Genomic DNA, 23,556 nt, shown 5'->3' on the forward strand with positions numbered 1-23,556 from the left:
GTTCGATTCGTTAACAATAACGGAGCCGACATACTCTTTGTCGAACAGGTTATCTACGCGGCCAAAGACGTCCATCCCCCAGTTGCCATAGTTAAATTTATACCCGGTATTGAGCCCAACCACCGTGTACGACGGCGCTTTCGCCGTGTTTTCGTCATCAGCCATGATGTCGCTCATATAGCGCACGTCAGAACCCGCGTACCAGCCTTCTTCTGGCTGCCAGCCAAACGACGCGAAGCCCATATTGCGGGCAATGCCCGGCATACGGTTGCCATTACAGTCGGCATCGCCGCAGACGTTGGTGCGGTAGGTGGCGTCCAGGTACGTCCACGCCATTTTCAGTTTCCAGTTCTCAGCAAATTGTTGATCGAGAGAGACTTCTACTCCCTGACGGCGAGTTTTCCCGGCATTTTTATAGCTTGTACGACCGCCAGCGCTGGCATCTACCACGATCTCATCATCTGTGTCTGTGCGGAACAGCGCTGCCGTCAGCAGACCATTACCGATGCGGGTTTTGCTGCCCACTTCATAGGTGTTGTTCGTGGAAGGTTTCAGGCCGATGTTCAGGCCGCCCTGATTATCGGCGCGATAAGAAAGTTCGTTGATGGTCGGCGTTTCGAATCCACGTCCTGCGGCCGCATAGAGGTTCCACGCGTCCGTCACCGCATATTTCACCGAGCCTGCCGGGAGCCATTTGTGATAGCTCGCGTCACCGCTGTCATCGCCGTTCCCCGGCGTAACGTAGTGGTCGTTGGAATCGAACCAGACCGAGCTGTAACGCACGCCCGCGTCGACGGAAAGTTTCTGCGTTAACTGCCAGCTGGTTTGCAGATAAGGATCGACGTTCCACATCAGGTTGCGTTCATCACGACGCTTATCGCCTTTAACGCCGTAATCCGGCACGCCGTTGTTCATCACGAAGTTTTCGTACCCGCGACGATCTTCACTCATGTTTTCATAGTTCAGACCGGTGGTGAAGGTGACCGGCACCAGCAGCTCACCACGGTGCGTCCAGCGGGTATCAACGCCCTGATAGTGGCGCTGCATATCAATCACGCCGCCGGAGTGAGAAGGTCGCAGCTGCGGCTGATAAGGAATCGACTGATACTGCGTCATTTCACGCTCACCGGCATACATCATCACGCTCAGATCGTCCTGAGCGCTAAGCTGGCGGTCATAGCGCAGACCGGCCTGGGTCTGCTTGATGGTCTTGCGCGTGTTGTACTGATCGCCGCGCGGAGACTGACGTGGGTTGTTTTGCCACTCCTGATAGCTCAGCCCGCCCGGATCGTTGGCTTTCATGTCCACGCTGTTGAAAATCAGCGTCAGCTTGCTGGCGTCGTCAATGCGTACACCCAGTTTGGCGTTAGCCAGATTCTTCCGCGCGCCGCTGTGGTCGCGGAAGCCTTTGGTGGTGAAGCGGGTAGTCGAAACCGTGTAATCCACGTCTCCCGCATGCGTTCCGTCCCCCATGGCGCCGGTGGCTTTCATTCCATAGCGCCATGTACCGTAACTGCCGTAATAGCTGCTCGCCTCAAGGGTCGGTGGCTGCTGCCCGGTCTGGGTAGTCATGTTAATCACGCCGCCAGAGGCGTTACCGTACAGGGCAGAGAAGGGGCCACGCAGCACTTCAACGCTGTCAATGCTGGAGAGATCGATGTTAGACGTCTGGCCCTGTCCGTCCGGCATGGTGGCAGGGATACCGTCGACATACATGCGAATGCCGCGCACGCCAAACGTTGATCGGGCACCAAACCCACGCACTGAAAGCTGGAGATCCTGGGCATAGTTCTGCCGGTTCTGGATTTGCAGCCCGGGAACGCTGCCAAGCGATTCAGAGAGGTTAATGCGTGGCGTGGCATGACGCATATCATCGCCATTCACGACGCTGACCGCCGCCGGGGTATCAAGCTCTGATACGGTTTGCGGCGTGGCGCTGACGATCATGGTTTGTTCCTCTGCGCCGATCGCACTAAGCGGCACAAAAACAACGGGGACCAGCAGCAGCGGGAGAGATGCCTTACGGGCAGAAATGATTTTCATGAGTAAAACCGGTTGTGGTGTGTAAACGAACCAAATGGAACATGTCCATACATGTTAAAGGTTTTGTAAATGTTTTGAAAACTATAACCGCACATTGCGTTAATGAAAGGCGAGAAGGGAAAGAAAAACTCCACTTTTAACTCATTAATGATTACTATTCTCATTATCATAACGGCGACGCCATGACGTTGCCAGCCGGAAGCGATGTCAGCCGTACTCCCATTTTTCAAAAAAGGAATTGTTATGTCTTTACGCCATCTGTGCTCACCGCGACTGAGCACCTCTCTGCTGTCTGCCGCTTTACTGTTTGCCGGAACCTTCCAGGTGCATGCCGCCGAAGAGATGCTGCGTAAAGCAGTGGGTAAAGGTGCCTATGAAATGGCGGTCAGCCAGCAGGAGAATGCGCTGTGGGTTGCGACGTCGCAAAGCCGTAAAACTGACAAGGGTGGGATTATCTATCGTCTTGATCCTGCCACGCTGGAGGTCACGCAGGCCATTCATAGCGATCTCAAACCTTTTGGTGCAACTCTCGACGGCGCGACGCAAACCCTGTGGTTGGGTAACACGATCAACGGTGCGGTGACGGCCATTGATGCGAAAACGGGCGACGTGAAAGGGCGTCTGGTGCTCGATAGTCGCCAGCGCAGCGAAACGGTGAAACCGCTGCAGCCGCGACAGCTGGTGGCGGATGACGCGAGCAACACGATTTACATCACCGGGGTGGGCAAAGAGAGCGTGATTTGGGTGGTGGATGGCGCCACGCTGAAGCTGAAAGGAACCATCGCAAATACGGGTACCTACAGCACCGGGCTGGCACTTGATGCCAGGGCGAAACGCCTTTATACAACGAATGCGGACGGCGAGCTGGTCACCATTGATACCGCCACCAACACCATCCTCAGTCGCAAAAAAGTGCAGGACGACGGCAAAGAACACTTCTACCTGAATTTGAGCCTGGACACCGCCGGTCAGCGTGCCTTCCTGACCGACTCAAAACAACCGGAAGTGCTGGTGGTGAGCCTGAAAGACGGCAGCGTGATGGAGAAAATTGCGGCGCCTGAATCACTGGCGGTTCTGTTTAACCCGGCTCGCAATGAAGCCTACGTGACGCACCGTGAAGCCGGTAAAGTGAGCGTGATTGACGCGAAGTCTTATAAGGTGACAAAAACCTTCGACACGCCTGTCTACCCGAACAGCCTGGCGCTGTCTGCCGATGGCAAAATCCTGTACGTGACGGTGAAACAAAAATCAACTCGCCAGCAGGAAGCCACTCAGCCTGACGATGTGATTCGTATTGCACTCTAATGTGGGAATTGCCCGGTGGCGCTGCGCTTACCGGGCCTACAAAAACGATAATATGTAGGCCGGGTAAGGCGAAGCCGCCACCCGGCTTTTTTATTAACGCGAGGTCTCTTCCACCAGCGGTGCGTCGTGTTTTTCATCATCAGGATGAACCGGCGCGGTGCTGTGAATTTCGTGAACGCGTTTACGTACGCCAAACCAGCCTGCGATCAGCAATACGGCCAGCAGCGGAATGGTGGCGATGGTATAGGTACCGTTCGGGTAGTCGAACGCCATCAGTACCAGCACGCTAAACAGGAAGAGCAGGGTGAGCCATGAGGTCACCGGTGCGCCCGGCAGCTTAAAGCTGACGTCAGCGGCTTTGCCTTCTTTAATGGCTTTACGCAGGCGCATCTGGCAAACCACGATAAAGGCCCAGGAGGCGATAATCCCAAGTGCGGCCACGTTAAGAACGATCTCGAAGACCTGAGACGGCACCAGATAGTTCAGGAATACACCGAAGACATACACCACCAGGGTCGCCAGAATACCGGCATACGGTACGTGCTGCTTGCTCATCTTCGACATGAACTTCGGCGCAGAACCGCCCATCGACATAGAGCGCAGGATACGACCGGTAGAATAAAGGCCGGAGTTGAGGCTGGAGAGTGCCGCCGTCAGTACCACGATGTTCATGATACTGCCAACGTAAGGCACGCCGAGCTTGGAGAAGAAGGTGACAAACGGGCTCTGACCAGCCTGATAGGCATTCCACGGCAGCAGCAGAACCAGCAGCACCACGGAACCAACGTAGAACAGACCGATACGCCAGATCACGCTGTTAATGGCTTTCGGCACCATGGTCTGCGGGTCTTTACATTCACCCGCTGCGGTACCCACCAGTTCGATAGAGGCAAAGGCAAACACGACGCCCTGAACCAGAACCAGCGCAGGCAGCAGACCGTGCGGGAAGAAACCGCCGTTATCGGTTATCAGGTGGAAGCCGGTGGCATTGCCATCCAGCGGCTTACCGCTGCCGAGGAACACGGTCCCGACGACCAGGAAAATCACAATCGCCAGCACTTTTACCAGCGCAAACCAGAACTCCATTTCGGCGAACCACTTCACGCCGATCATGTTCATGGTGCCGACAATCGCCAGCGCCCCAAGGGCAAAGACCCACTGCGGCACGTCACCGAACGCGCCCCAGTAGTGCATGTAGAGCGCAACGGCGGTGATATCGACGATACCGGTCATCGCCCAGTTGACGAAGTACATCCAGCCTGCCACGTAGGCCGCTTTTTCACCGAGGAATTCACGGGCGTAGGAAACAAAACTCCCGCTGGACGGACGATGCAGCACCAGTTCACCCAGTGCGCGAAGAATGAAGAAAGAGAAGATCCCGCACACCAGATACACCAGGGCGAGAGCCGGGCCAGCCATTTGCAGACGCGCACCAGCACCTAAAAACAGACCTGTTCCGATAGCGCCGCCGATGGCGATCATTTGCACCTGACGGTTGCCCATCGCTTTGTGGTAGCCCTCTTCGTGGGAGTTCAACCAGCGACGTTTAGCAGCGTGATGATCGGCTGCGCTTTTATTGCTTGTTTTCATTGAGTTACCTGTTTGCCTGTCTGAACCATTATCGTGATAGTCCTGCCTGGCAGAGAGCGATACAAACGATTGCTTCTGCGCAAACACATGTCGCCTTCCCAGTCATTCTGCGTATGGATAAGGCGAAACATGGCGAGGCATCCTACCTGCAATTCATAAGCGACGCAAAATATAACCGTGTCGAAAGTGATGCAGGTCGAAGGAAATCGTGTGGTCAGAGCAGATGAGGATTACAACACGCTGAATCGTGGCGAGTTTTTAGACAAAACGGTCAGTGGGTTGATTGTTTAATCATCAGATTCGCTTAATAATTACCAGGTGGTAAAGATTTTGCCTGCTGCAGAGCATCTAACAGTAACCTGAAAGCGGTAGTGTGCTGGCGACGGCTCGGATAATAAAGGTGATATCCCTCGAACGTGGGGCACCATGATTCAAGAACCCTGGCCAGCCGTCCCTCACTCAGCGCCCTCAGAACAGCCCCCTCCGGCACGTAAGCTAATCCGAGGCCATTCTCCGCAGCGTCAATGCGCTGCGACAGGTTGGTCAGCGTAAGCTGCCCCTCAACCCGCACGCGAAGCTCGCGCCCGTCGCGTTCAAATTCCCAGTGATACAATCCCCCGCGTGTCGGCAGGCGCATGTTAATGCAACGGTGGTTAGCGAGCTGCTCCGGCGTCTGCGGCACGCCAACGCGAGCCAGGTAATCCGGGGAGCCGACTACCGCCATGCGCATATCCGGCGCGATACGTATCGCAATCATATCTTTCGCCACCTGTTCACCGAGGCGCACACCTGCGTCGAAACGACCATCAACAATATTTGTCAGGCCGTTATCGACCGTCACGTCAACGTTAATCTCCGGATATTGCACCATGAAAGCCTTCAGCACCGGCCAGAGCACAGCATCCATTGCATGCTCACCCGCGACGATGCGGACAGTACCTGCGGGTTTGTCCCGAGCGCTGCGAAGCGCCGTAAGTTCCTGTTCAATCTCCAGCAGATGCGGGCTTAAGCGCGTAAAGAGCTGCTCACCCGCCTGGGTGGGAACAACGCTCCGGGTTGTACGGGTTAACAGACGAACGTCGAGTCGCGCTTCAAGCTTGCGCATGGCATGACTCAGCGCCGATTGCGAGACGCCCAGCTGCGCCGCCGCACGCGTAAAGCTGCGCTCACGGGCAACCACCATAAAAGAGAGCAGATCGTTGAAGTTATCTTTTAGCATCACGGTTCTATTTATGAATGTAAGTCATGTGTTCTATCTGATTATGCACTCTAATCCTCCGGATTGCTTTGCGCTACTGTTAACTCAACAGTAAAAGAGGAGCATAAGATGAAAATTATCCGTAGCGGTTCATTACCTTCCGCAAAGGGACCGGAAGCCTGGTTCTCCGGGACCGTTCGCATTGATGCGCCATTCCAGGCAAGCGAACCGGCCAGCGTCGGTGGCGCAACCGTCACCTTCGAGCCAGGCGCGCGCACCGCGTGGCATACGCATCCCCTTGGTCAAACGCTGATAGTGACGCTGGGTCGCGGCTGGTTACAGGAGTGGGGCAACGCGGCGGAAATATTGAATCAGGGCGATATCGCCTGGATCCCACCCGGCGTGAAACACTGGCACGGCGCAAGTGCGCAAACGGCAATGACGCATATTGCTATCGCAGAATCCGTCAATGGCAGTCCGGTAACATGGCTGGAAAAAGTCACCGACGAGCAGTACCCGGGCGAATAGTCGCTGAGCGGAGTGGAAGGGAACGCCCGATGAGGAACTACTGAAGACGCTGGCAAATACGCTCGCTGCCATACCCGGCTGGGTGCTTGATGGCAACTACAACCGCACGCGCCCACATTCAGTTTGTTCGCATCACCCATCGCCAGGAGGCGGATGCGCTGATTGCTTCGCTGAAAACTCACCCCTAGCAGGGCGCTGTATATCTGATTTCCAGAAAACTAAATGTAAATTAATTGTTTCTCAGTGGTGAAATACGCCCTTAATAATGTCGACATGTTAAGTCAAACGAGAACGCAACATGTCATGGCGAATCAGCATTCTGGACAAAAGCCCCATCGCTGAAAACGAAACGGCTGCCGATGCACTGGCGCGTACGTTAGCGCTGGCGCAGCAGGCAGAAAATCTGGGCTATCACCGCTTCTGGATTGCCGAACACCACAATACCCCTCAGCTTGCCAGTCCCTCGCCGGAGCTGCTGATTGCCTGGATCCTCGGGCAAACAACGCGCATCCGGGTCGGTTCCGGGGGCGTCATGCTCCAGCACTACAGCCCGTATAAAGTCGCCGAGAATTTCAACGTGCTGGCCGCGCTGGCGCCCGGCCGCGTGGATCTTGGCGTCGGAAAAGCGCCTGGGGGATTACCGCTCTCGACCCGCGCGCTGCAGCTGGGGCTGGATCAGCAGGAAAAGGGCAGCTTTGCCGAACAGCTGGCCCAGCTCGATCGCTGGATCCGCCCTGAAAACCACTCAGCGGAGGAAGCGGTTCGCGCCACGCCGCTGCCGCCGGTACCTGCACAGGGTTTTCTGCTGGGCGCCAGCACGGAAAGCGCGCTGCTCGCCGCATCACTCGACTGGCACTTTGTCTTTGCCGCGCATCTGAACGGAGACCCGGAACTGTTACGCGAGGTGGTTTCGACCTGGCGTAAGAACAGCGCGCGGGAGGTGATAGTGGCGGTGCAGGCGATTATCGCGCCGACCCAGGTTGAGGCCGAAGCCCTGGCGCAGAAGGTCGAAGTGTGGGGTGTTGAGCTGGCAAACGGCCAGCGCGTGACCGTCGCCAGTGAGGATCAGGCCTATGCCTTTGCCCGTCAGGCCGGGAGCGAGCCAGTGCGCATCGCCCGTCGCGCCCAGTCGCTGCTGGCGGGGACGGCGGAGTCGGTGCTGGAACAGCTGAACGCGCTACACGCGCAGTGGGGGATCGACGAATTTATCATCGACACGCCGGTTGCGGAGGGGGCAACGCGCGTGCAGTCCCTGCGTTTGCTGGCCGAGGCGCGTCTGAACACGGAGGTTACCGTATGAGCTTTGGTGAACAACTGATTGCCTGGCGTCGCGAGCTGCATCAGAACCCGGAGCTGTCCGGCCAGGAAGTGGAAACGACGGCGCGCCTGCGCCGGTGGCTGTCAGCCGCGGGCATCACGCCGCTGCCTTACGACCTGCCGACCGGTGTGGTGGCGGAGATCGGGACCGGTAACAAACTGATCGCGCTGCGGGCAGACATTGATGCCCTGCCCATTGAGGAGCGCAGCGGCGTGCCGTTTAGCTCGCAACAGCCCGGCGTGATGCATGCCTGCGGACACGATATCCATACCAGCGTGATCCTCGGTGCAGCGTTAAAACTGAAAGCGCGGGAAGCCTCGCTTAAGGGGCGGGTGCGTATCCTGTTTCAGCCAGCCGAAGAGAACTTTGGGGGGGCGAAGAGCATGGTGCGGGCCGGTGCCCTGCGGGATGTCAGCGCGATTTTTGGGATGCACAACGAGCCCGGCCTGCCGGTGGGGAAGTTCGCGACCCGTGGCGGGCCGTTCTATGCCAACGTCGACCGCTTCGCGATCCGCATTACCGGTAAAGGCGCGCACGCCGCGCGCCCGCATGAAGGCAACGACGCTATTCTCCTGGCCAGCCAGCTGGTGACCGCGCTGCAAAGCGTCGCCAGCCGCAATGTGAATACGCTGGATTCGGTAGTGCTGAGCGTGACGCGCATCGCCGGGGGCAACACCTGGAACGTGCTGCCGGAAAGCGTTGAGCTGGAAGGTACGCTACGCACTCACCGCACGGAAGTGCAGCAGAACGTGAAGGCCCGCGTGGGGGAAATTGCGGCCGGTTTTGCCAGTGCTTTTAGCGCGCAGATTGATATCACCTGGTTTGCCGGGCCCACTGCGCTGGTCAATGACCAACGCTGGGCCGATTTCGCCACCTCGGTCGCCCGTGAAGCGGGGTATGAAACCCATCACGCCGAGCTACATATGGGCGGAGAAGATTTCGCAGTCTATCTCCAGTCTGTGCCCGGCGCGTTTGTCAGCATCGGCAGCAACAGTCCGTTTGGTTTACACCACCCGGCATTTAATCCGGATGAAGCCTTAATTGAACCCGCTGCCCGCTATTTTGCCCAGCTTGCGGAACACGCCCTGCAACACGTCTGATTAATCATGAGGTAAATATGTCTGCACATCGTCAACTGCGGCTCGGGACCATTTTGCATGGCGCATCCGGAAATATGTCCGCCTGGCGTCATCCGGCGGCCGTCGCGGATGCCAGTATCAATTTTGATTTCGTTAAAGAGACGGCATTAAAAGCGGAAGAGGGCAAACTCGATTTCTTATTCGTTGCCGACGGTCTTTATATTAACGAAAAATCGATCCCGCATTTTTTAAACCGGTTTGAGCCCTTAACGGTGTTATCTGCGCTGGCAAGTATTACCTCGCGCCTGGGGCTGGTGGGAACCTTATCCACCTCCTACAGCGAGCCCTTTACCACGGCACGGCAGTTCGCCAGCCTCGACCACCTGAGCAACGGACGTGCGGGCTGGAACGTGGTGACTTCGCCGCTGGAAGGTTCAGCGAAGAACTTTTCCCGCGAAAAACACCCGGAACATGCGCTGCGCTATCGCATTGCCGATGAGTATCTGGACGTGGTGAAAGGACTTTGGGACTCCTGGGAAGAGGATGCTTTTATCCGTAATAAAGAGAGCGGTCAGTTTTTTGACCCGGCTAAACTGCACCCTCTGAATCATCACGGGGATTTCTTCCAGGTCGCCGGGCCGCTCAATATTGGTCGCACGCCGCAAGGACGTCCGGTTGTCTTTCAGGCCGGTGCGTCGGATGACGGGAAAAAACTGGCGGCAAAACATGCCGACGCCATTTTTACCCACCATGACACCTTCGAAGAAGCGAAAGCGTTTTATCGTGACGTGAAACAGCAACTGGAAACGAACGGTCGGCGCGCGTCTGACTTACAGATTTTCCAGGGCGTCAGCGTCATCGTTGGCAACGATGCCGAAGACGTGGAAAACCAGTACCAGACTACGGCGGCGCTGGTGTCGATTCACGATGCCCTTAATTACCTCGGACGTTATTTTGAGCATCACGATTTTAGTCAGTATCCGCTCGACGAGCCGTTCCCGGATATCGGCGATCTAGGGAAAAACAGCTTCCGCAGCACCACCGATGAAATTAAGCGTAACGCCCGCGAGCGCAACTTAACCCTGCGCCAGGTGGCGCTGGAAGCCGCGTCGCCGCGCCCGCGTTTTTCCGGCACGCCGGAAGAGGTTGCAGACGGCCTTCAGGCCTGGTTTGAAGGCTATGCCGCAGACGGCTTCATCATTCAGGGCGGCACGCCGGATACCTTCCCGCGCTTTGTTGACCAGGTAGTGCCCGTTTTGCAGGCCCGCGGCCTGTTCCGTACCGACTATCCCGGCACCACGCTGCGCGACAGCTTAGGTCTGGATCAACCGAAAAACACGTTCACACAACAATAAAAGAGAACACCGCTATGCAGAAAACATCGCTTATTCTGGCGCTCGCGCTGGCCTTTACCCCTGTCGTCCGGGCAGAGAATGTCACGATTAACGGCACTGGCGTGAGTATTGAGGCCAATAAAACGCCGATCAACACCGTCAAAAACGGTGATGCGGTGGCGCAGCTACCGAAGGATTATCGCTTTGCCGTGCCCGGGAAATTTACCGTGGCGGTAGCGGGGCTGAATCAACCGCCGCTCACGGTTTTCTCCGATGACAACAAAACGCTGTTGGGAAGCGAGGTCGACGTCGCTCGCCTGGTGGCTGACAGCCTCGGGCTGGAGCTGAACGTGGTGCCGACCTCGTGGGAAGACTGGCCGCTGGGCGTGGCGTCCGGAAAATACGATGCCGCCATCAGCAATATTACCGTCACCAAAGCGCGCAAAGAGAAGTTTGATTTCGCCACCTACCGTAAGGACTCCCTCGGTTTCTACGTGAAATCGACCAGCCCGATTACCTCGCTTAAAAAAGCAGAGGACATCGCCGGGCTCAGGATTATTGTGGGCTCCGGTACCAATCAGGAAGCCATTCTGCTGGCATGGAATGCCGAGAACCTCAAGAAGGGGCTAAAACCCTTTACTCCGATCTACACCAAAGACGATGCGGCGCAAACGCTGGCGCTGCAGTCCGGGCGCGCGGATGCCTACTTTGGCCCGAACGTGATTGGCGCGTGGAAAGCGGCGCTCAACGGCAAAACCAAACTCGTCGGCAGCGTGGACGGCGGCTGGCCGAAAGCGGCGCATATCGCGGTCACGCTGAGAAAAGGCAGCGGCCTGGTCGAGCCGGTGCAAACCGCGCTTAATGGCGTAATCAAAAACGGCGATTACGCCAAAGTACTAAACCGCTGGGGAGAAGGGGTTGAGCGCATTGCTCATTCCGAGGTAAACCCGGCAGGTCTGGGAGATTAAGGAGGCGCTATGCGTGAACAATTTCGTGATGTTTCGCCGGAAGATGCCGAACTGCAGCCGATTATCGAGGGACTGTTCGGTGAATATGCCGCCCGCTACGGCGACTACTTCTCTAAGGACGCGGAAGTTGAGCTCACGGCGTGGTATTTGGCGCCACAGGGGCTGTTTATCGTGCTGGAACGTGACGAGAAGATTATCGCCACCGGTGCGTACAAACCCTTTGATGAACGGACCGCCGAAATTAAACGCATCTGGACGGACAAATCCCTGCGTCAGCAGGGGCTTGCTGCCCGCGTGGTGCAGGAACTGGAGCGCAGGGCGGTGCTGGCGGGTTACAGCCAGATCTACCTGACGACCGGTTTTCGTCAACCGGAAGCGGTGCGGCTCTATCTCAGCCAGGGATACCAGCCGCAGTTCGATCTCACCCGTGACCCGGAAGAGTACAGCCAGCCGCCGTTTGACGGTCGGCTGCGTTTCACCAAAACGCTGGTACGCGAAGCGTTCAGTAAAACCGCATGAGGAACGACGATGAGCAACGTTGAAACCATTAAGGTGGTCCCGGCGCGTTATCCGCTGCGGACCGTCGGCGCCGTGGTGGCCCTGTTTATCCTGGCCGTTGTGATCCAGTCCGTGGCCTTTAACCCGCGCTGGGAGTGGGCGGTGTTTGCCCGCTGGTTCTTTGACCCGGTGATCCTCGCAGGTGTCGGGCAGACCCTGCTGCTGACCCTGATCGGCACTGCGCTGAGCGTGGTGATTGGCGGCCTGCTGGCCCTGGCGAGACTCTCTTCCTCCTGGCTGTTAAGCAGCCTGGCGTGGGGATACATCTGGTTGTTCCGCTCGCTGCCGCTCATAGTCGTGCTGATCATCCTCTACAACTTCTCCTATCTCTACGACACGCTCTCGATCGGCGTACCGTTCACCCGCATCACCTGGGGCAGTTTTGAAACCATCAACGTGCTCGGGCAATTTTCTACCGCGGTGGTGGGGTTAACCCTCGTTCAGAGTGCCTATACCGCCGAGATCATTCGTGGCGGATTCCTCGGGGTCGATCACGGCCAGTATGAGGCCGCCGCCGCGCTCGGCCTGCCCGCATGGCGTCGCACGGTGCGGATCATTCTGCCCCAGGCGCTGCGTACCATATTGCCGTCGGGGTTCAATGAAATTATCAGTCTCGCCAAGGGTACGGCGATGGTGTATGTCCTGGCGATGCCGGAGCTGTTCTATACCATCCAGATGATCTACAACCGCACGCAGGAGGTGATCCCGCTGCTGATGGTCGGTGCCGCGTGGTACCTGGCGATCACCACCGTTCTGTCCGCTATCCAGTATGGTGTTGAGCGCGGGCTCGCCCGCAGCGAACGCCGCTCCGCCGTGAACCAGAACAGCGCCACCCGTCGTAGCCGCGCTGTCACCACCACGCCTGCACAGGAGCCCGTCCATGCAAGCCTCTCCTGAAGGACATATTTCAATTACCGGCGTCAGCAAATATTTTGGCCGCCATAAAGCGCTCGACAACGTCACGCTTGAGATCCCGCCGGGCTCCGTAACGGTGATCCTCGGACCGTCCGGCTCGGGTAAATCGACGCTGCTACGCACCATTAACCACCTGGAGCGCGTCGACGAAGGCTTCATCCAGATCGACGGGGACTACATTGGCTACCGTCGTCAGGGTGACAGGCTTTACGAACTGAAAGAGAACGAGATCCTCAAGCAGCGCGTCAACGTGGGCTACGTGTTTCAGAACTTCAATCTCTTTCCGCATCTCACGGTGCTGGAAAATCTGATTGAGGCGCCCATCGCGCATAAAAAGCTCAGCAGGAAAGAGGCGGTGGAAAGGGCATATAGCCTGCTGGATGTGGTGGGGCTGAGGGATAAAGCGGACGCCTGGTCCCGCCATCTCTCCGGCGGCCAGCAGCAGCGCATTGCCATTGCCCGTGCGCTGGCGCTGCGTCCGCGCGTAATGCTGTTTGACGAGCCTACCTCGGCGCTGGATCCGGAGCTGGTGGGGGAAGTCCTGGACGTCATCAAAAAGCTGGCCCGCTCTGGCACCACGCTGGTGGTGGTCACGCATGAGATCGGCTTTGCCCGGGAAGTGGCGGATCAGGTGGTATTTATGGTCGACGGGAAAATTGTGGAGCAGGGCAACAGCGACGACGTTTTAAACCGTCCGTCGCACCCGCGAACGCGCCAGTTCCTCTCTAAAGTGCTGTAAGGAGCGCAGATGAAATATGGATGTCTGGTTGGGTTGTTCTTCACGACGGTGAGCCATGCCGGGATTGATGTGCAGGCCAACGAGCAGCCGCTGCCGGTGACGGTGGATCGGCAGGCGGTGGAGAAGATCCCCGCAAACTACAGGTTTGTTGAGCCGGGAACGCTTACGGTTGCCGTTTCCATGCTGAACTCTCCACCGCTGGCGCTGCTGGCCAGCGACAATCGCACGCGCATCGGCAGCGATCCGGATATCGCCCGCCTGCTGGCGGGTAGCCTGGGGCTCAAGCTGAAGCTGATACCGACGGCGTGGGAAGACTGGCCGCTGGGGATCGCCTCCGGACGCTACGACGTGGCGCTGGTGAACATTGCGGTGACCGAACAGCGTAAAGAGAAGTTTGATTTTGCGACCTACCGCGTCGATTCGCTGGCGTTCTCGGTGAAATCCACCAGCGAGATTCAGTCGATCAAAAGCCCGGAAGATCTGGCCGGGAAAAAGGTGATTGTCGGCTCGGGGACCAATCAGGAGCGCATCCTGCTGGGCTGGAACGAGGAGAACAAAAAGGCGGGACGCGAACCTGCGCTGCCGGTCTATCTCCACGACGATGCCTCGGGCAATCTCTATCTTCAGTCTGGCCGGGCGGATGTGTTATTTGGTCCGCAGTCGGTTTCGTCCTGGAAAGCGGCGCTCACCGGAAAAACGCGCGTCGTGGGGTTAGGCCCAAAGAAAGCCTTTGTCGCCACGACCACGAAAAAGGGGAATGGGCTGGTGTACGCTCTGCAGGCCGCGCTGGACGGGGCGATTGCGCGGGGTGAGTACCAGAAGGTGCTGGCGCGCTGGGGTGAACAGGGCGAAGCGGTCACGCAGTCGGAGGTCAACCCGCCTGGGATAACCTACTAATGGTGCTCTACACTTAGGGTTTTCATCCCTGAGGGGGCAACATGATGAAACTTTATGGCGTACCCGGCTGGGGCTCGACAATCAGTGAAGTGATGCTGACCCTGGCCGATATCCCTTATCAGTTTGTGAACGTGGACGGGTTTGACCAGCCTGGTCCGCAGCGTGAGTTGCTGCAAAAGCTCAATCCGCTGTGTCAGGTGCCCACGCTGGCGCTGGAAAATGGCGCCATCATGACCGAAACGGCGGCGATTGCCCTGATGGTACTCGACCGCTGTCCCGATCTTGCGCCGCCCGTGGGGCAGGCCGAACGCCAGCAGTTTCAGCGTTTGCTTATCTGGTTTGTGGCTAACGTCTATCCCACTTTTACGTTTGCAGATTATCCCGAACGCTGGGCGCCCGACGCACCGGAACAGTTGCAGAAAAACTGCATTGCGTACCGGAAATCCCTCTATTTATGGTTCGAAAGTCAGCTTAAAGCCGCGCCGTTTGCATTGGGGGAACGGCTGACGCTGCTGGATGTGTATATTGCCGTGGCGCGCACCTGGGGGCCTCGCCACGACTGGTTTGCTGCCAATACCCCGAAATTTACGGCGATCGCCGATACCGTCTGTCAGCTGCCAGAACTGCACAAGGTGTTAAAGGCAAATACTATTATCTGATAACGTGAAGCGCTCAACCACAACAGGAAACCTGCATATGCCACACGTAGATATCAAATACTTTCCCCGCGATCTCAACGACGAACAAAAAACCGCGCTGGCGGCCGATATTGCCGAAGTGATTACGCGGCATCTTAACAGTAAAGATCGTTCCATTTCGGTAGCGCTGAATGAAGTTCAGGAAGCAGACTGGAAAGCACAGGTCTGGGATACCGAGATCGCCCCGAAGATGGATGACCTGATTAAGAAACCGGGATATTCAATGTAAGTTTTATGCCGGGTGGCCGCTTCGTCTTACCCGGCTTTGTCTGCCTCTCCAGCCTTCTTTCCGCAAAAAACGATAAAAATAAGTTTAATCTTATCCGGTACACTTTACGTTCCTGACTGACATTTTATAAATCCTTAGGAAAGATCGACAACAGAATCAATTAAGGACAGCAACGTTAAAGGATAATTTTCTCATGACAAAATTACCCCGGTTTTCACCTGCCTTTTTCCATCCTCGATACTGGCTAAGCTGGACAGGCATCGCCGCGCTATGGCTCATTATGCTACTGCCTTATCCGCTGTTATTCAGAATTGGACATCGCCTCGGGCGGCTGGCTATGCGCCTTCTCCCTCGCCGCGTGGCGATTGCCCGCCGCAACCTTGAGCTATGCTTCTCGCAGATGAAAGCAGAGGAGCGTGAAGCCTTGCTGCAGCGTAACTTTGAATCCGTGGGGATGGGGGTAATTGAAACCGGCATGGCGTGGTTCTGGCCCGAGTGGCGGGTGCGTAAATGCTTTACCGTGCGCGGGTATGAACATATGGAGCAGGCCAGGGCGCAAGGAAAGGGCGTGGTGCTGGTTGGCATGCATTTTCTCACCCTTGAACTGGGCGCGCGGATTTTTGGCATGCTCAACCCGGGGATTGGGGTTTATCGTCCGAACAATAATGCGTTGCTGGACTGGCTTCAGACGCGCGGGCGTCTGCGTTCTAATAAAACCATGCTGGACCGTCATGATTTAAAAGGCATGATCCGCGCCCTGAAGCAGAATGAGATTCTGTGGTACGCCCCGGATCACGACTATGGCAAGGCTAACAGCGTGTTTGCACCCTTCTTTGCTGTCCCGGATGCCGCAACTACGGCAGGAAGCTATATGCTGGTAAAAAGTGCTCAGCCCGCCGTGATTCCGTTCGTGCCCCGTCGCAGGGCGGACGGAACCGGTTACGAACTGATTATTCTTGAGGATATCAGCGCGTCGTTGCAGGGTGCTGACAAAGAGACGGTTGCAACGCAGATGAACAGGGCTATCGAGCGAGCCGTGCTGATGGCACCGGAGCAGTATATGTGGCTCCACCGACGCTTCAAAACGCGCCCGGAAGGCCAGCCGGACAGGTATGCCCGCCGCAAGAGCGTGGCATCGCGAGTGGATATTCTCCCCGCCGACGAGCTTACTGACCGCTCGGGCGTCCAGCACTAAGGGAGCATCCTGCCCTCACCATGCGGTGAGGGCCTGCGGTACGGCGCATAGTCCGCAGGCCACCAGGGCTGCTGTCGAGTATCTACAGTGGCGAGAGATAACAACATGACCGGAAAATTGCGGCCAGCTTTTTTACCGCGTCTTCTATTTCCCTTTCGGTGTAAGCGGCAAATCCCATTAAAAAACCGGTGGATACCGGGCTGCCTGCATATAAGCCGGTAAGTCCTAATATATCAATATCAGCGCGACGGGCCGCGGCGGCAATATCCTTCTCGGATAGCCCGTGCCTCAGGTGGCAAGGCATCTGCATGCCACCCGCTGGCGTTGTGTACACAACATAATCAGAAAGATACTCGTCCATCAGACTGGCCAGTTTGTCGCGACGAGCAACATAAACGTTCCTCATCTTGCGAATATAGGCACCAAAATGGCCCCCCTCCAAAAATTTAGCCAGCGTCAGTTGAGTTATTGATGCGGTATGGCCGTCCATTAATGTCCTGGCCATGGTAAAGGGTTCGGTCAGTTCTGAGGGGACGATCATGTACGCAATACGTAGCCCGGGGAACAGCGACTTGGTGAACGTGCCGATATAAATTGTCCGGTTGTAAGCATCCAGCCCCTGAAGGCAGGCCATAGGCTTTCCTTCATAGTGAAACTCACTGTCATAGTCATCCTCAATGATCCAGGCGGCGTGACGGTTTGCCCAGTCAATGACGGCCAGTCGTCGGTCAAGAGAGAGTGTCACCCCGGTTGGATACTGATGAGAAGGGGTAAGGTAGATAGCTCTGGCAGGTTCGGTTAGCGAATTAAGTGCGTCAACGGATATGCCTTTTTCATCAAGAGGAACCGGGACAGGGTGCAGTCCGGCAGCCTTAAACGCTTTGTGTGCCCCTTGATAGGTGGGATCTTCTATGACAATACTCTCCCCGTTGTCCAGCAGCACGTGTGAACAGAGCGCTAGCGCCTGTTGAGAACTTGTCAGAACGATCACCTGTTCTGCACTCGCACGTGTCCCGCGCTCAAGATTGACATATTCCGCGATGGCCCGCCGTAAGCGCTCCATGCCCTGCGGTGGACTTTGCTCCAGTATTTTGTGCTGATATTCCTTCAGGACCTGCCGCTGAAGACGCTCCCAGGTTGGAAGGGGGAACAGGCGGGTTTCGGGGATACCGGGCGCCAGCGGACGTGGCGAAGAAAACTCGCGGATCCCGCCACTTTCATAGATGACCTTTCCACGGGCGCTAAGTTTTGCTTTTCGTGTTTCCGCGGTTGGCGGATGCTGTCGGGAACGTGGTTTTAAAAACCGGGCGCTGGAAGAGACGAAGCTCCCTCTGCCTGTTTGCCGCTCAATAAAACCTTCTGCATGCAGGCTGGAATAGGCTGCTTCAACCGTATCCCGCGAAACATTCAATGAGGTAGCCAGCGCACGTGAAGCAGGAAGCGCCTTACCGTGCGATAAGGTCCCTTCAAGTATCAATGTGCGTATCGCTCTCTGGATCCTTTCATGAAGCGGTAGTGAACCGTTTGCAGGGTCGGAAATCCATGCCTTAACCGTTTCAAGCTGCGCGTGCTTAAACATTATGTTGTCCACTTTTCCCTCTGTGTCCCTTGATTCTAAAGCAATATTGCATGCAGCAGGATGAAAAATTGGTCTGCCTTTGTGATGAGAATTGGCGGGGCAAAACGGGCCATTCAGCGAATACACTCTTCCTGAAACAAATACGGGATAAGCACAGAGGCAATATGAATAATACGAGCGTGACCATTGAGGCAGTTAAAGAACGTGATTTTGAAAGCTGGATGCCACTATGGAGAAAATATCAGGAATTTTACAACGTCGATCTGTCCTGGGCAGTGACCGAACGAACCTGGCAACGATTTTTCAGCTCCGTTGAGCCAGTATTCTGCGTAGTGGCACGATGCAATGGAGAGGTGGTGGGGTTTGCGCATTATCTTTTTCACCGTTCGACCTGGGCTGAGAGCGATTATTGCTACCTCGAAGATTTATATGTCAGCGATGCAGCAAGGGGCAAACACACGGGCAAACAGTTAATAGAATATGTGCAGAGAGAAGCAAGAAAACATCACGCCAGCCATCTTTACTGGCATACGCATGAAGCCAATTATCGCGCGCAACGATTGTACGACTGGATTGCGAAAAAAAGCGGGATGATTGAATATCGTATGCACGTAAGATAAATCCCTTCGCTGTCCGTGTGCCCCTTAAATTTTTAAGGGGCATTAAACCAGACGTACTCTTATCATTTAGCCTGCAAAAGTATCTCCATCAGCCCTGGAAAACGGGTATCCAGATCGTCTCTTCGCAAAGAAATCATGTTTTCTCGTCCCTGCGGACGCTGCCAGATGACGCCGCTGTCCCGCAATACGCGCCAGTGGTGGGTCATGGTGGATTTCACCACATCTTCCGGGCGCAGCGCGTTACAGCTGAGTTCGCCGCCGTCAGCAAGTCGGCGGATAATTGACAGCCGGAGCGGGTTGCCGAGGGCAAACAGCACATTTTCCAGCAGTATTTGTTCTGTTTCAGGGTGGTTTGGGATCATCGTTTTCCTGCGTATGGCGTCAGATTGAGCTATATCAACAATAGGTCAACCCGTAAAAAATAGTTCGATAATACTCGTACAATAGGACTATTATAGCAAACGAACGAATACACGACCATCCCGGTCGTCACAGACAAGTCAGAAAGACTTAAGGAAATAGTATGCCCCGACCCATCCCTCTCGAACGTTATCGCAACATCGGTATCTCCGCGCATATCGATGCCGGTAAAACAACCACCACTGAGCGCATCCTGTTTTATACCGGGATGAGCCATAAGCTGGGTGAAGTACACGATGGCGCGGCAACCACTGACTGGATGGCGCAGGAGCAAGAGCGCGGGATCACGATTACCTCCGCGGCGGTCAGCTGCTTCTGGCCAGGCATGGACAGAGGGTTTGAACCGCACCGGATCAACATCATCGACACCCCGGGGCACGTGGATTTCACCATTGAGGTCGAACGTTCCATGCGCGTGCTCGACGGCGCGGTCATGGTGTATGACTCCGTGGGTGGCGTGCAGCCACAGTCGGAAACCGTCTGGCGTCAGGCGAACAAATACAAAGTTCCTCGCATTGCGTTTGTTAACAAAATGGACCGTCCGGGGGCCGATTTCTTCCGCGTGGTGCGGATGATGCAGGAACGCCTGAAGGCCAACCCGGTGCCGATTGTGATTCCGGTTGGCGCGGAAGAGCACTTCACTGGCGTGGTGGATCTCATCAAGATGCGCACCATTTTGTGGGACGATGCCACTCAGGGCATGGTGTTTACCTATGCACCCGTGCCGGACGATCTCGTCAGTACCGCCCAGGAATGGCGGGAAAAAATGGTCTCAGCCGCGGCGGAAGCCAGCGATGAGCTGATGGATAAGTACCTTGAAACGGGAGATCTGACGGAAGCGGACATGATTAAAGGCCTGCGTATCCGCACCATTTCTGGCGAAATCCAACCGATGCTGTGCGGCAGCGCGTTCAAAAACAAAGGCGTGCAGCGCATGCTTGATGCGGTGATTGAGCTGATGCCGTCCCCGCTGGACGTGCCGGCCATTGATGGCGTGGATGAAAAAGGGCAGCACGCGGAGCGTCATCCTAGCGATGATGAGCCGTTCTCCGCCCTGGCATTCAAGCTGATGAGCGACCCGTATGTCGGGCAACTGACCTTTATCCGCGTTTACTCTGGCGTGCTGCGTAAAGGTGATGCGGTCTATAACCCGGTGAAAGGAAAAAAAGAGCGCATCGGGCGTATCGTGCTGATGCACGCCAACGACCGTCACGAGGTGGATGAACTGCGCGCCGGGGACATCGCGGCCTGCGTTGGGCTGAAAGACGTGACCACGGGTGATACGCTCACCGACCCGAACGCCGTTATCACGCTTGAACGCATGGAGTTCCCGGATCCGGTTATCTCGCTGGCAATCGAGCCGAAAACCAAAGGCGATCAGGAGAAAATGGGGATCGCGCTGCAGCGTCTGGCAGCGGAAGATCCGTCGTTCCGTCTGCATACTGACGAAGAGTCCGGTCAGACCATTATTTCCGGAATGGGTGAGTTACACCTGGAGATTATCGTCGACCGTATGAAGCGTGAGTTTGGCGTCGAGGCGAACATTGGTCGTCCACAGGTGACCTACCGTGAAACCCTGCGTAAGGCGGTGAAGGATATCGAAGGTAAGTTTGTCCGTCAGTCCGGTGGTAAAGGGCAGTATGGCCATGTTGTCCTGAGCCTGGAGCCGACAGAACCTGGCAGTGGCTTTACGTTTGAGGATGCGACCAAGGGCGGCGTGGTGCCACGCGAGTATATCCCGTCCGTTGAGAAAGGGCTGCGGGAGGCGATGAACAGCGGTGTGCTGGCGGGCTATCCGGTTGTCGATGTTAAAGCGACGCTGACGTTTGGCTCGTACCACGATGTCGACTCTTCTGAGATGGCGTTCCGCATGGCGGCAATCCTTGGTTTCAAAGAGGGCGCTCGCAGGGCGGATCCGGTGATTCTTGAGCCGATCATGCACGTGGAGGTGGAAACACCGGAAGAGTACGCCGGTAACATCATGGGCGATCTCTCCTCCCGACGCGGCATGGTGCAGGGCATGGAAGAACAGTACGGCAGCCAGATTATCCGCGCTGACGTGCCGCTGGCCGAGATGTTTGGCTACGCCACGACATTACGCTCGATGTCCCAGGGACGCGCGACGTATACGATGGAGTTCCATCATTTTGCGGAAGCACCGCGGAATGTTGCGGATGAGATTATTTCGAAGCGCGCGAAGTAGTACGTCAACCCTCTCTCTTATGGGGAGAGGGTTTTTCAATCCAGAGCCTTCACCATCTTCCCGCTCGTCACAAACGTCCCGGCCCCAAGATGATGCAGCGTATTCAGTTTATCCCCGTCAAACTGCCAGCGTCCGGCGACGAACGCGCGCTCATCTGCTGCCGCCGAAACCACTTCGCCAAACAATGTGTCATATTTTTCCGCTGCGGAGGTAACGGGTAATAATCGGCACTCCATCCACGCCAGGCATTTTTCTTCGATAACCGGCAGGCCGAGTTCAGGGCCGTTTACGACCGGAATGCCGTAGCAGTTGAATTTGTCCTCGTCGCGCCCGCTGACGCTGCCGACCGCGTAAGTCCAGTTGGCCGCCGCTACGCCGGGAATGACAATCCCAAACTTCCCGCTGCGCTCAATCAGCTCGCGCGACCAGGTACTTTTGTCCACCACGATAGCGATGCGCGGCGGTTCAAACTCCACGGGCATTGACCATGCGGCGGCCATCACGTTCCGTCTGCCGAGAGATTCATCCCGACTGGTAATCAGTACGGTAGGACCGTGGTTCAGCAGGCGGCTGGCATGACGTAATTCAACAGGGCGAAAGTGGCTCATAGGATCTCCTCATCTACACGATGAGTATGGCGAAAAAGCACGTAAATCAAAATGAATGCGCAAAATTAGTTTATAAACAGAACATCACCCTCAAAGGAAACTGATGCATGTCCCCATTTCTGACTGGCTATTTCGCGCGTATCGGCTGGACGCAATCCACACGGGTAGATATCGAAACCCTGCGCGCGCTGCATTTACACCACAACTGCGCCATTCCATTCGAAAATATTGATGTCGTCCTGCCGCGCGAAATTCATCTTGAAGATCAATGCCTGGAGGACAAACTGGTGACCGCGCGCCGTGGAGGATATTGCTTTGAGCAAAACGGCCTGTTTGAGCGAGTCTTGCGTGACGTCGGATTTACGGTGCGCAGCGTGCTCGGGCGGGTGGTCCTGGCGAATCCGTCGCAGATGCCGCCGCGTACGCACCGCCTGCTGCTGGTCGAGCTTAACGGTGAACGCTGGATTGCTGACGTTGGGTTTGGCGGCCAGACGCTGACGGCGCCGATTCGTCTGCTGGCTAACGAAGAACAGGAAACGCCGCACGGGCAGTATCGTCTGCTGAGCGAGGGGAACGACTGGGTGCTGCAGTTCCGCCATCATGAACACTGGCAGTCGATGTATCACTTTGACCTGACGACGCAATATTTCAGTGATTATGTGATGGGGAACTTCTGGTCGGCGCACTGGCCGCAATCGCATTTCCGCCATCATCTGTTGATGTGCCGCCATCTGCCGGACGGCGGTAAGCTGACGCTGACCAACTTCAACTTCACCCACTGGCAGAATGGCCATGTGGAGGAGCAGATCCATTTGCCGGATGCAGAGGCGCTGTATCAGCTGATGCAGTCGCGGTTTGGTCTTGGGGTTGACGATCCGAAGCACGGCTTTACACTAGCAGAATTGACGGCGGTGATGGCGGGGTTTGATACGCATCCGCAGGCAGGAAAATAGCCCGGTGGCGGCTACGCCTTACCGGGCCTACATGGGTTCGAACGTAGGTCGGGTGAGGCGCAGCCGCCACCCGACAACATAAAAGGCATACTGATATGGAAATCTTGATTCGGAATAAATTTAGTTCTGTGGGAATGTTGCTCGGTGTTATTGCGCTGCTTCTCTCCTTAGCTCAGTTCACCCTCGGTCCGTTTTCTTCAAAGTCGACAGCACTTGAAGTTGTTGTGGCTGAAAAGGTTTCGGCAGTAAAAAAAGGAATAATGGCTGGTTTAAAAGGAGAGCAGCCGATCGTTGAGACGAAAAAGAAACCAGTAGATATCGACCGGTTACTGATCGCCAGCGGAATAGTGTTGTCTGTCGTGTCGCTTGGACTTGCTTTCATTAGTGGTCTGCGTAAAGAGAACAAATGGACCGTGAGTGGGGCACTCTTTTTTTCCGGGGCCACGATCGCTTTTCATGCGGCGTTACTGGCTTTTGGTCTCATCATTGCGGTTTTAGTTCTGATGTTAGTTGTTTCAATCATAAGCGGAAGCACTCCGTTCTGACCTTATAGCCCGGTGGCGGCTACGCCTTATGTTC

At 56.2% G+C, this 23,556-nt stretch carries 21 protein-coding genes and 2 pseudogenes; 17 read left to right on the forward strand and 6 right to left on the reverse strand.

Translation table 11 applies throughout. The features are described from left to right. The coding region (gene pqqU, locus L977_RS17120; protein ID WP_047626329.1) for a TonB-dependent receptor PqqU at positions 1-2,043 on the reverse strand (2,043 nt) is incomplete at its 3' end. A 243-nt stretch (positions 2,044-2,286) separates the two neighbouring features. Here pqqU and yncE point away from each other — a divergent pair. Further along, positions 2,287-3,348: a 7-bladed beta-propeller protein YncE gene (gene yncE / locus L977_RS17125; protein ID WP_047626330.1), complete on the forward strand. Its 1,062-nt coding sequence runs from the start codon at positions 2,287-2,289 to the stop codon at positions 3,346-3,348. A 93-nt stretch (positions 3,349-3,441) separates the two neighbouring features. On the opposite strand, the gene ansP is transcribed toward yncE, so the two are convergent. Next, positions 3,442-4,938, reverse strand: coding sequence for an L-asparagine permease (ansP, locus tag L977_RS17130; RefSeq protein WP_014883943.1), 1,497 nt, complete (start codon positions 4,936-4,938; stop codon positions 3,442-3,444). Positions 4,939-5,242: 304 nt separating this feature from the next. Then, positions 5,243-6,157 (reverse strand): LysR family transcriptional regulator, encoded by a 915-nt coding sequence (locus L977_RS17135; RefSeq protein ID WP_047626331.1) that lies wholly within the window; start codon positions 6,155-6,157, stop codon positions 5,243-5,245. Positions 6,158-6,265: 108 nt separating this feature from the next. On the opposite strand from L977_RS17135, the gene L977_RS17140 reads away from it, so the two are divergent. The 12 genes and pseudogenes from L977_RS17140 (at position 6,266) to L977_RS17195 (ending at position 16,594) form a co-directional block, all read left to right on the forward strand. After that, a complete protein-coding gene (locus L977_RS17140; RefSeq protein ID WP_047626333.1) occupies positions 6,266-6,664 on the forward strand; it encodes a (R)-mandelonitrile lyase in 399 nt (132 codons plus the stop codon). Positions 6,665-6,674: 10 nt separating this feature from the next. Further along, a pseudogene (locus tag L977_RS25045) lies at positions 6,675-6,779 on the forward strand (adenylate kinase); the annotation flags it as partial. 183 nt (positions 6,780-6,962) lie between these two features. Next, positions 6,963-7,964 carry an LLM class flavin-dependent oxidoreductase gene (locus tag L977_RS17145; RefSeq protein ID WP_047626335.1) on the forward strand — a complete coding sequence of 334 codons (1,002 nt, stop codon included), beginning with the start codon at positions 6,963-6,965 and terminating at the stop codon, positions 7,962-7,964. Next, positions 7,961-9,082 carry an amidohydrolase gene (locus L977_RS17150; protein ID WP_014883940.1) on the forward strand — a complete coding sequence of 374 codons (1,122 nt, stop codon included), beginning with the start codon at positions 7,961-7,963 and terminating at the stop codon, positions 9,080-9,082. Before L977_RS17145 ends, L977_RS17150 begins: the two co-directional genes overlap by 4 nt. 17 nt (positions 9,083-9,099) lie before the next feature. After that, positions 9,100-11,363 (forward strand): annotated as a pseudogene (locus tag L977_RS25050) (NtaA/DmoA family FMN-dependent monooxygenase). A gap of 9 nt (positions 11,364-11,372) precedes the next feature. Further along, the gene (locus L977_RS17165; protein WP_023330489.1) at positions 11,373-11,882 is read left to right on the forward strand and encodes a GNAT family N-acetyltransferase; all 510 of its coding nucleotides are present in this window, start codon (positions 11,373-11,375) and stop codon (positions 11,880-11,882) included. A 9-nt stretch (positions 11,883-11,891) separates the two neighbouring features. Next, the gene (locus L977_RS17170) at positions 11,892-12,818 is read left to right on the forward strand and encodes an amino acid ABC transporter permease (RefSeq protein WP_032636418.1); all 927 of its coding nucleotides are present in this window, start codon (positions 11,892-11,894) and stop codon (positions 12,816-12,818) included. Continuing rightward, entirely contained in the window at positions 12,802-13,575 is a 774-nt protein-coding gene (locus L977_RS17175; protein WP_032636419.1) for an amino acid ABC transporter ATP-binding protein, read from the forward strand. The genes L977_RS17170 and L977_RS17175 overlap by 17 nt, the downstream gene beginning before the upstream one ends. Positions 13,576-13,584: 9 nt before the next feature. Continuing rightward, positions 13,585-14,472: an ABC transporter substrate-binding protein gene (locus L977_RS17180; protein ID WP_047626338.1), complete on the forward strand. Its 888-nt coding sequence runs from the start codon at positions 13,585-13,587 to the stop codon at positions 14,470-14,472. Positions 14,473-14,513: 41 nt separating this feature from the next. Continuing rightward, positions 14,514-15,131 (forward strand): glutathione S-transferase family protein, encoded by a 618-nt coding sequence (locus L977_RS17185; protein WP_014883933.1) that lies wholly within the window; start codon positions 14,514-14,516, stop codon positions 15,129-15,131. 37 nt (positions 15,132-15,168) lie between these two features. Continuing rightward, a complete protein-coding gene (gene pptA / locus L977_RS17190) occupies positions 15,169-15,399 on the forward strand; it encodes a tautomerase PptA (RefSeq protein WP_014883932.1) in 231 nt (76 codons plus the stop codon). A 193-nt stretch (positions 15,400-15,592) separates the two neighbouring features. Then, positions 15,593-16,594 carry a Kdo(2)-lipid IV(A) acyltransferase gene (locus L977_RS17195; RefSeq protein WP_047626340.1) on the forward strand — a complete coding sequence of 334 codons (1,002 nt, stop codon included), beginning with the start codon at positions 15,593-15,595 and terminating at the stop codon, positions 16,592-16,594. Between the two features lie 82 nt (positions 16,595-16,676). On the opposite strand, the gene pdxR is transcribed toward L977_RS17195, so the two are convergent. Continuing rightward, complete coding sequence (pdxR, locus tag L977_RS17200) at positions 16,677-18,173, reverse strand: MocR-like pyridoxine biosynthesis transcription factor PdxR (RefSeq protein WP_047626342.1); 1,497 nt, start codon at positions 18,171-18,173, stop codon at positions 16,677-16,679. Between the two features lie 164 nt (positions 18,174-18,337). Between pdxR and L977_RS17205 the strand changes: the two genes are divergently transcribed. After that, positions 18,338-18,793: a GNAT family N-acetyltransferase gene (locus tag L977_RS17205; RefSeq protein ID WP_047626347.1), complete on the forward strand. Its 456-nt coding sequence runs from the start codon at positions 18,338-18,340 to the stop codon at positions 18,791-18,793. 62 nt (positions 18,794-18,855) lie between these two features. Here the strand turns inward: L977_RS17205 and L977_RS17210 are convergent, their stop codons facing one another. Beyond that, a complete protein-coding gene (locus tag L977_RS17210) occupies positions 18,856-19,155 on the reverse strand; it encodes an ArsR/SmtB family transcription factor (RefSeq protein ID WP_023330483.1) in 300 nt (99 codons plus the stop codon). A gap of 161 nt (positions 19,156-19,316) precedes the next feature. Here L977_RS17210 and fusA point away from each other — a divergent pair, with 161 nt between their 5' ends. After that, the gene (gene fusA / locus L977_RS17215; RefSeq protein ID WP_032636425.1) at positions 19,317-21,416 is read left to right on the forward strand and encodes an elongation factor G; all 2,100 of its coding nucleotides are present in this window, start codon (positions 19,317-19,319) and stop codon (positions 21,414-21,416) included. 35 nt (positions 21,417-21,451) lie between these two features. Here fusA and L977_RS17220 read toward each other — a convergent pair whose 3' ends face one another. Then, complete coding sequence (locus L977_RS17220; RefSeq protein ID WP_045133986.1) at positions 21,452-22,024, reverse strand: flavin reductase family protein; 573 nt, start codon at positions 22,022-22,024, stop codon at positions 21,452-21,454. 107 nt (positions 22,025-22,131) lie between these two features. On the opposite strand from L977_RS17220, the gene nhoA reads away from it, so the two are divergent. Both nhoA and L977_RS17230 read left to right on the forward strand, forming a co-directional pair. Continuing rightward, complete coding sequence (nhoA, locus tag L977_RS17225) at positions 22,132-22,977, forward strand: N-hydroxyarylamine O-acetyltransferase (protein WP_047344337.1); 846 nt, start codon at positions 22,132-22,134, stop codon at positions 22,975-22,977. Between the two features lie 95 nt (positions 22,978-23,072). Further along, the gene (locus L977_RS17230) at positions 23,073-23,522 is read left to right on the forward strand and encodes a hypothetical protein (protein WP_032636427.1); all 450 of its coding nucleotides are present in this window, start codon (positions 23,073-23,075) and stop codon (positions 23,520-23,522) included. Positions 23,523-23,556: the final 34 nt, after the last annotated feature.

Origin of the sequence: Enterobacter sp. ZOR0014, assembly GCF_000798855.1 — a bacterium.
Taxonomy (GTDB): Bacteria; Pseudomonadota; Gammaproteobacteria; order Enterobacterales; family Enterobacteriaceae; genus Enterobacter; species Enterobacter kobei.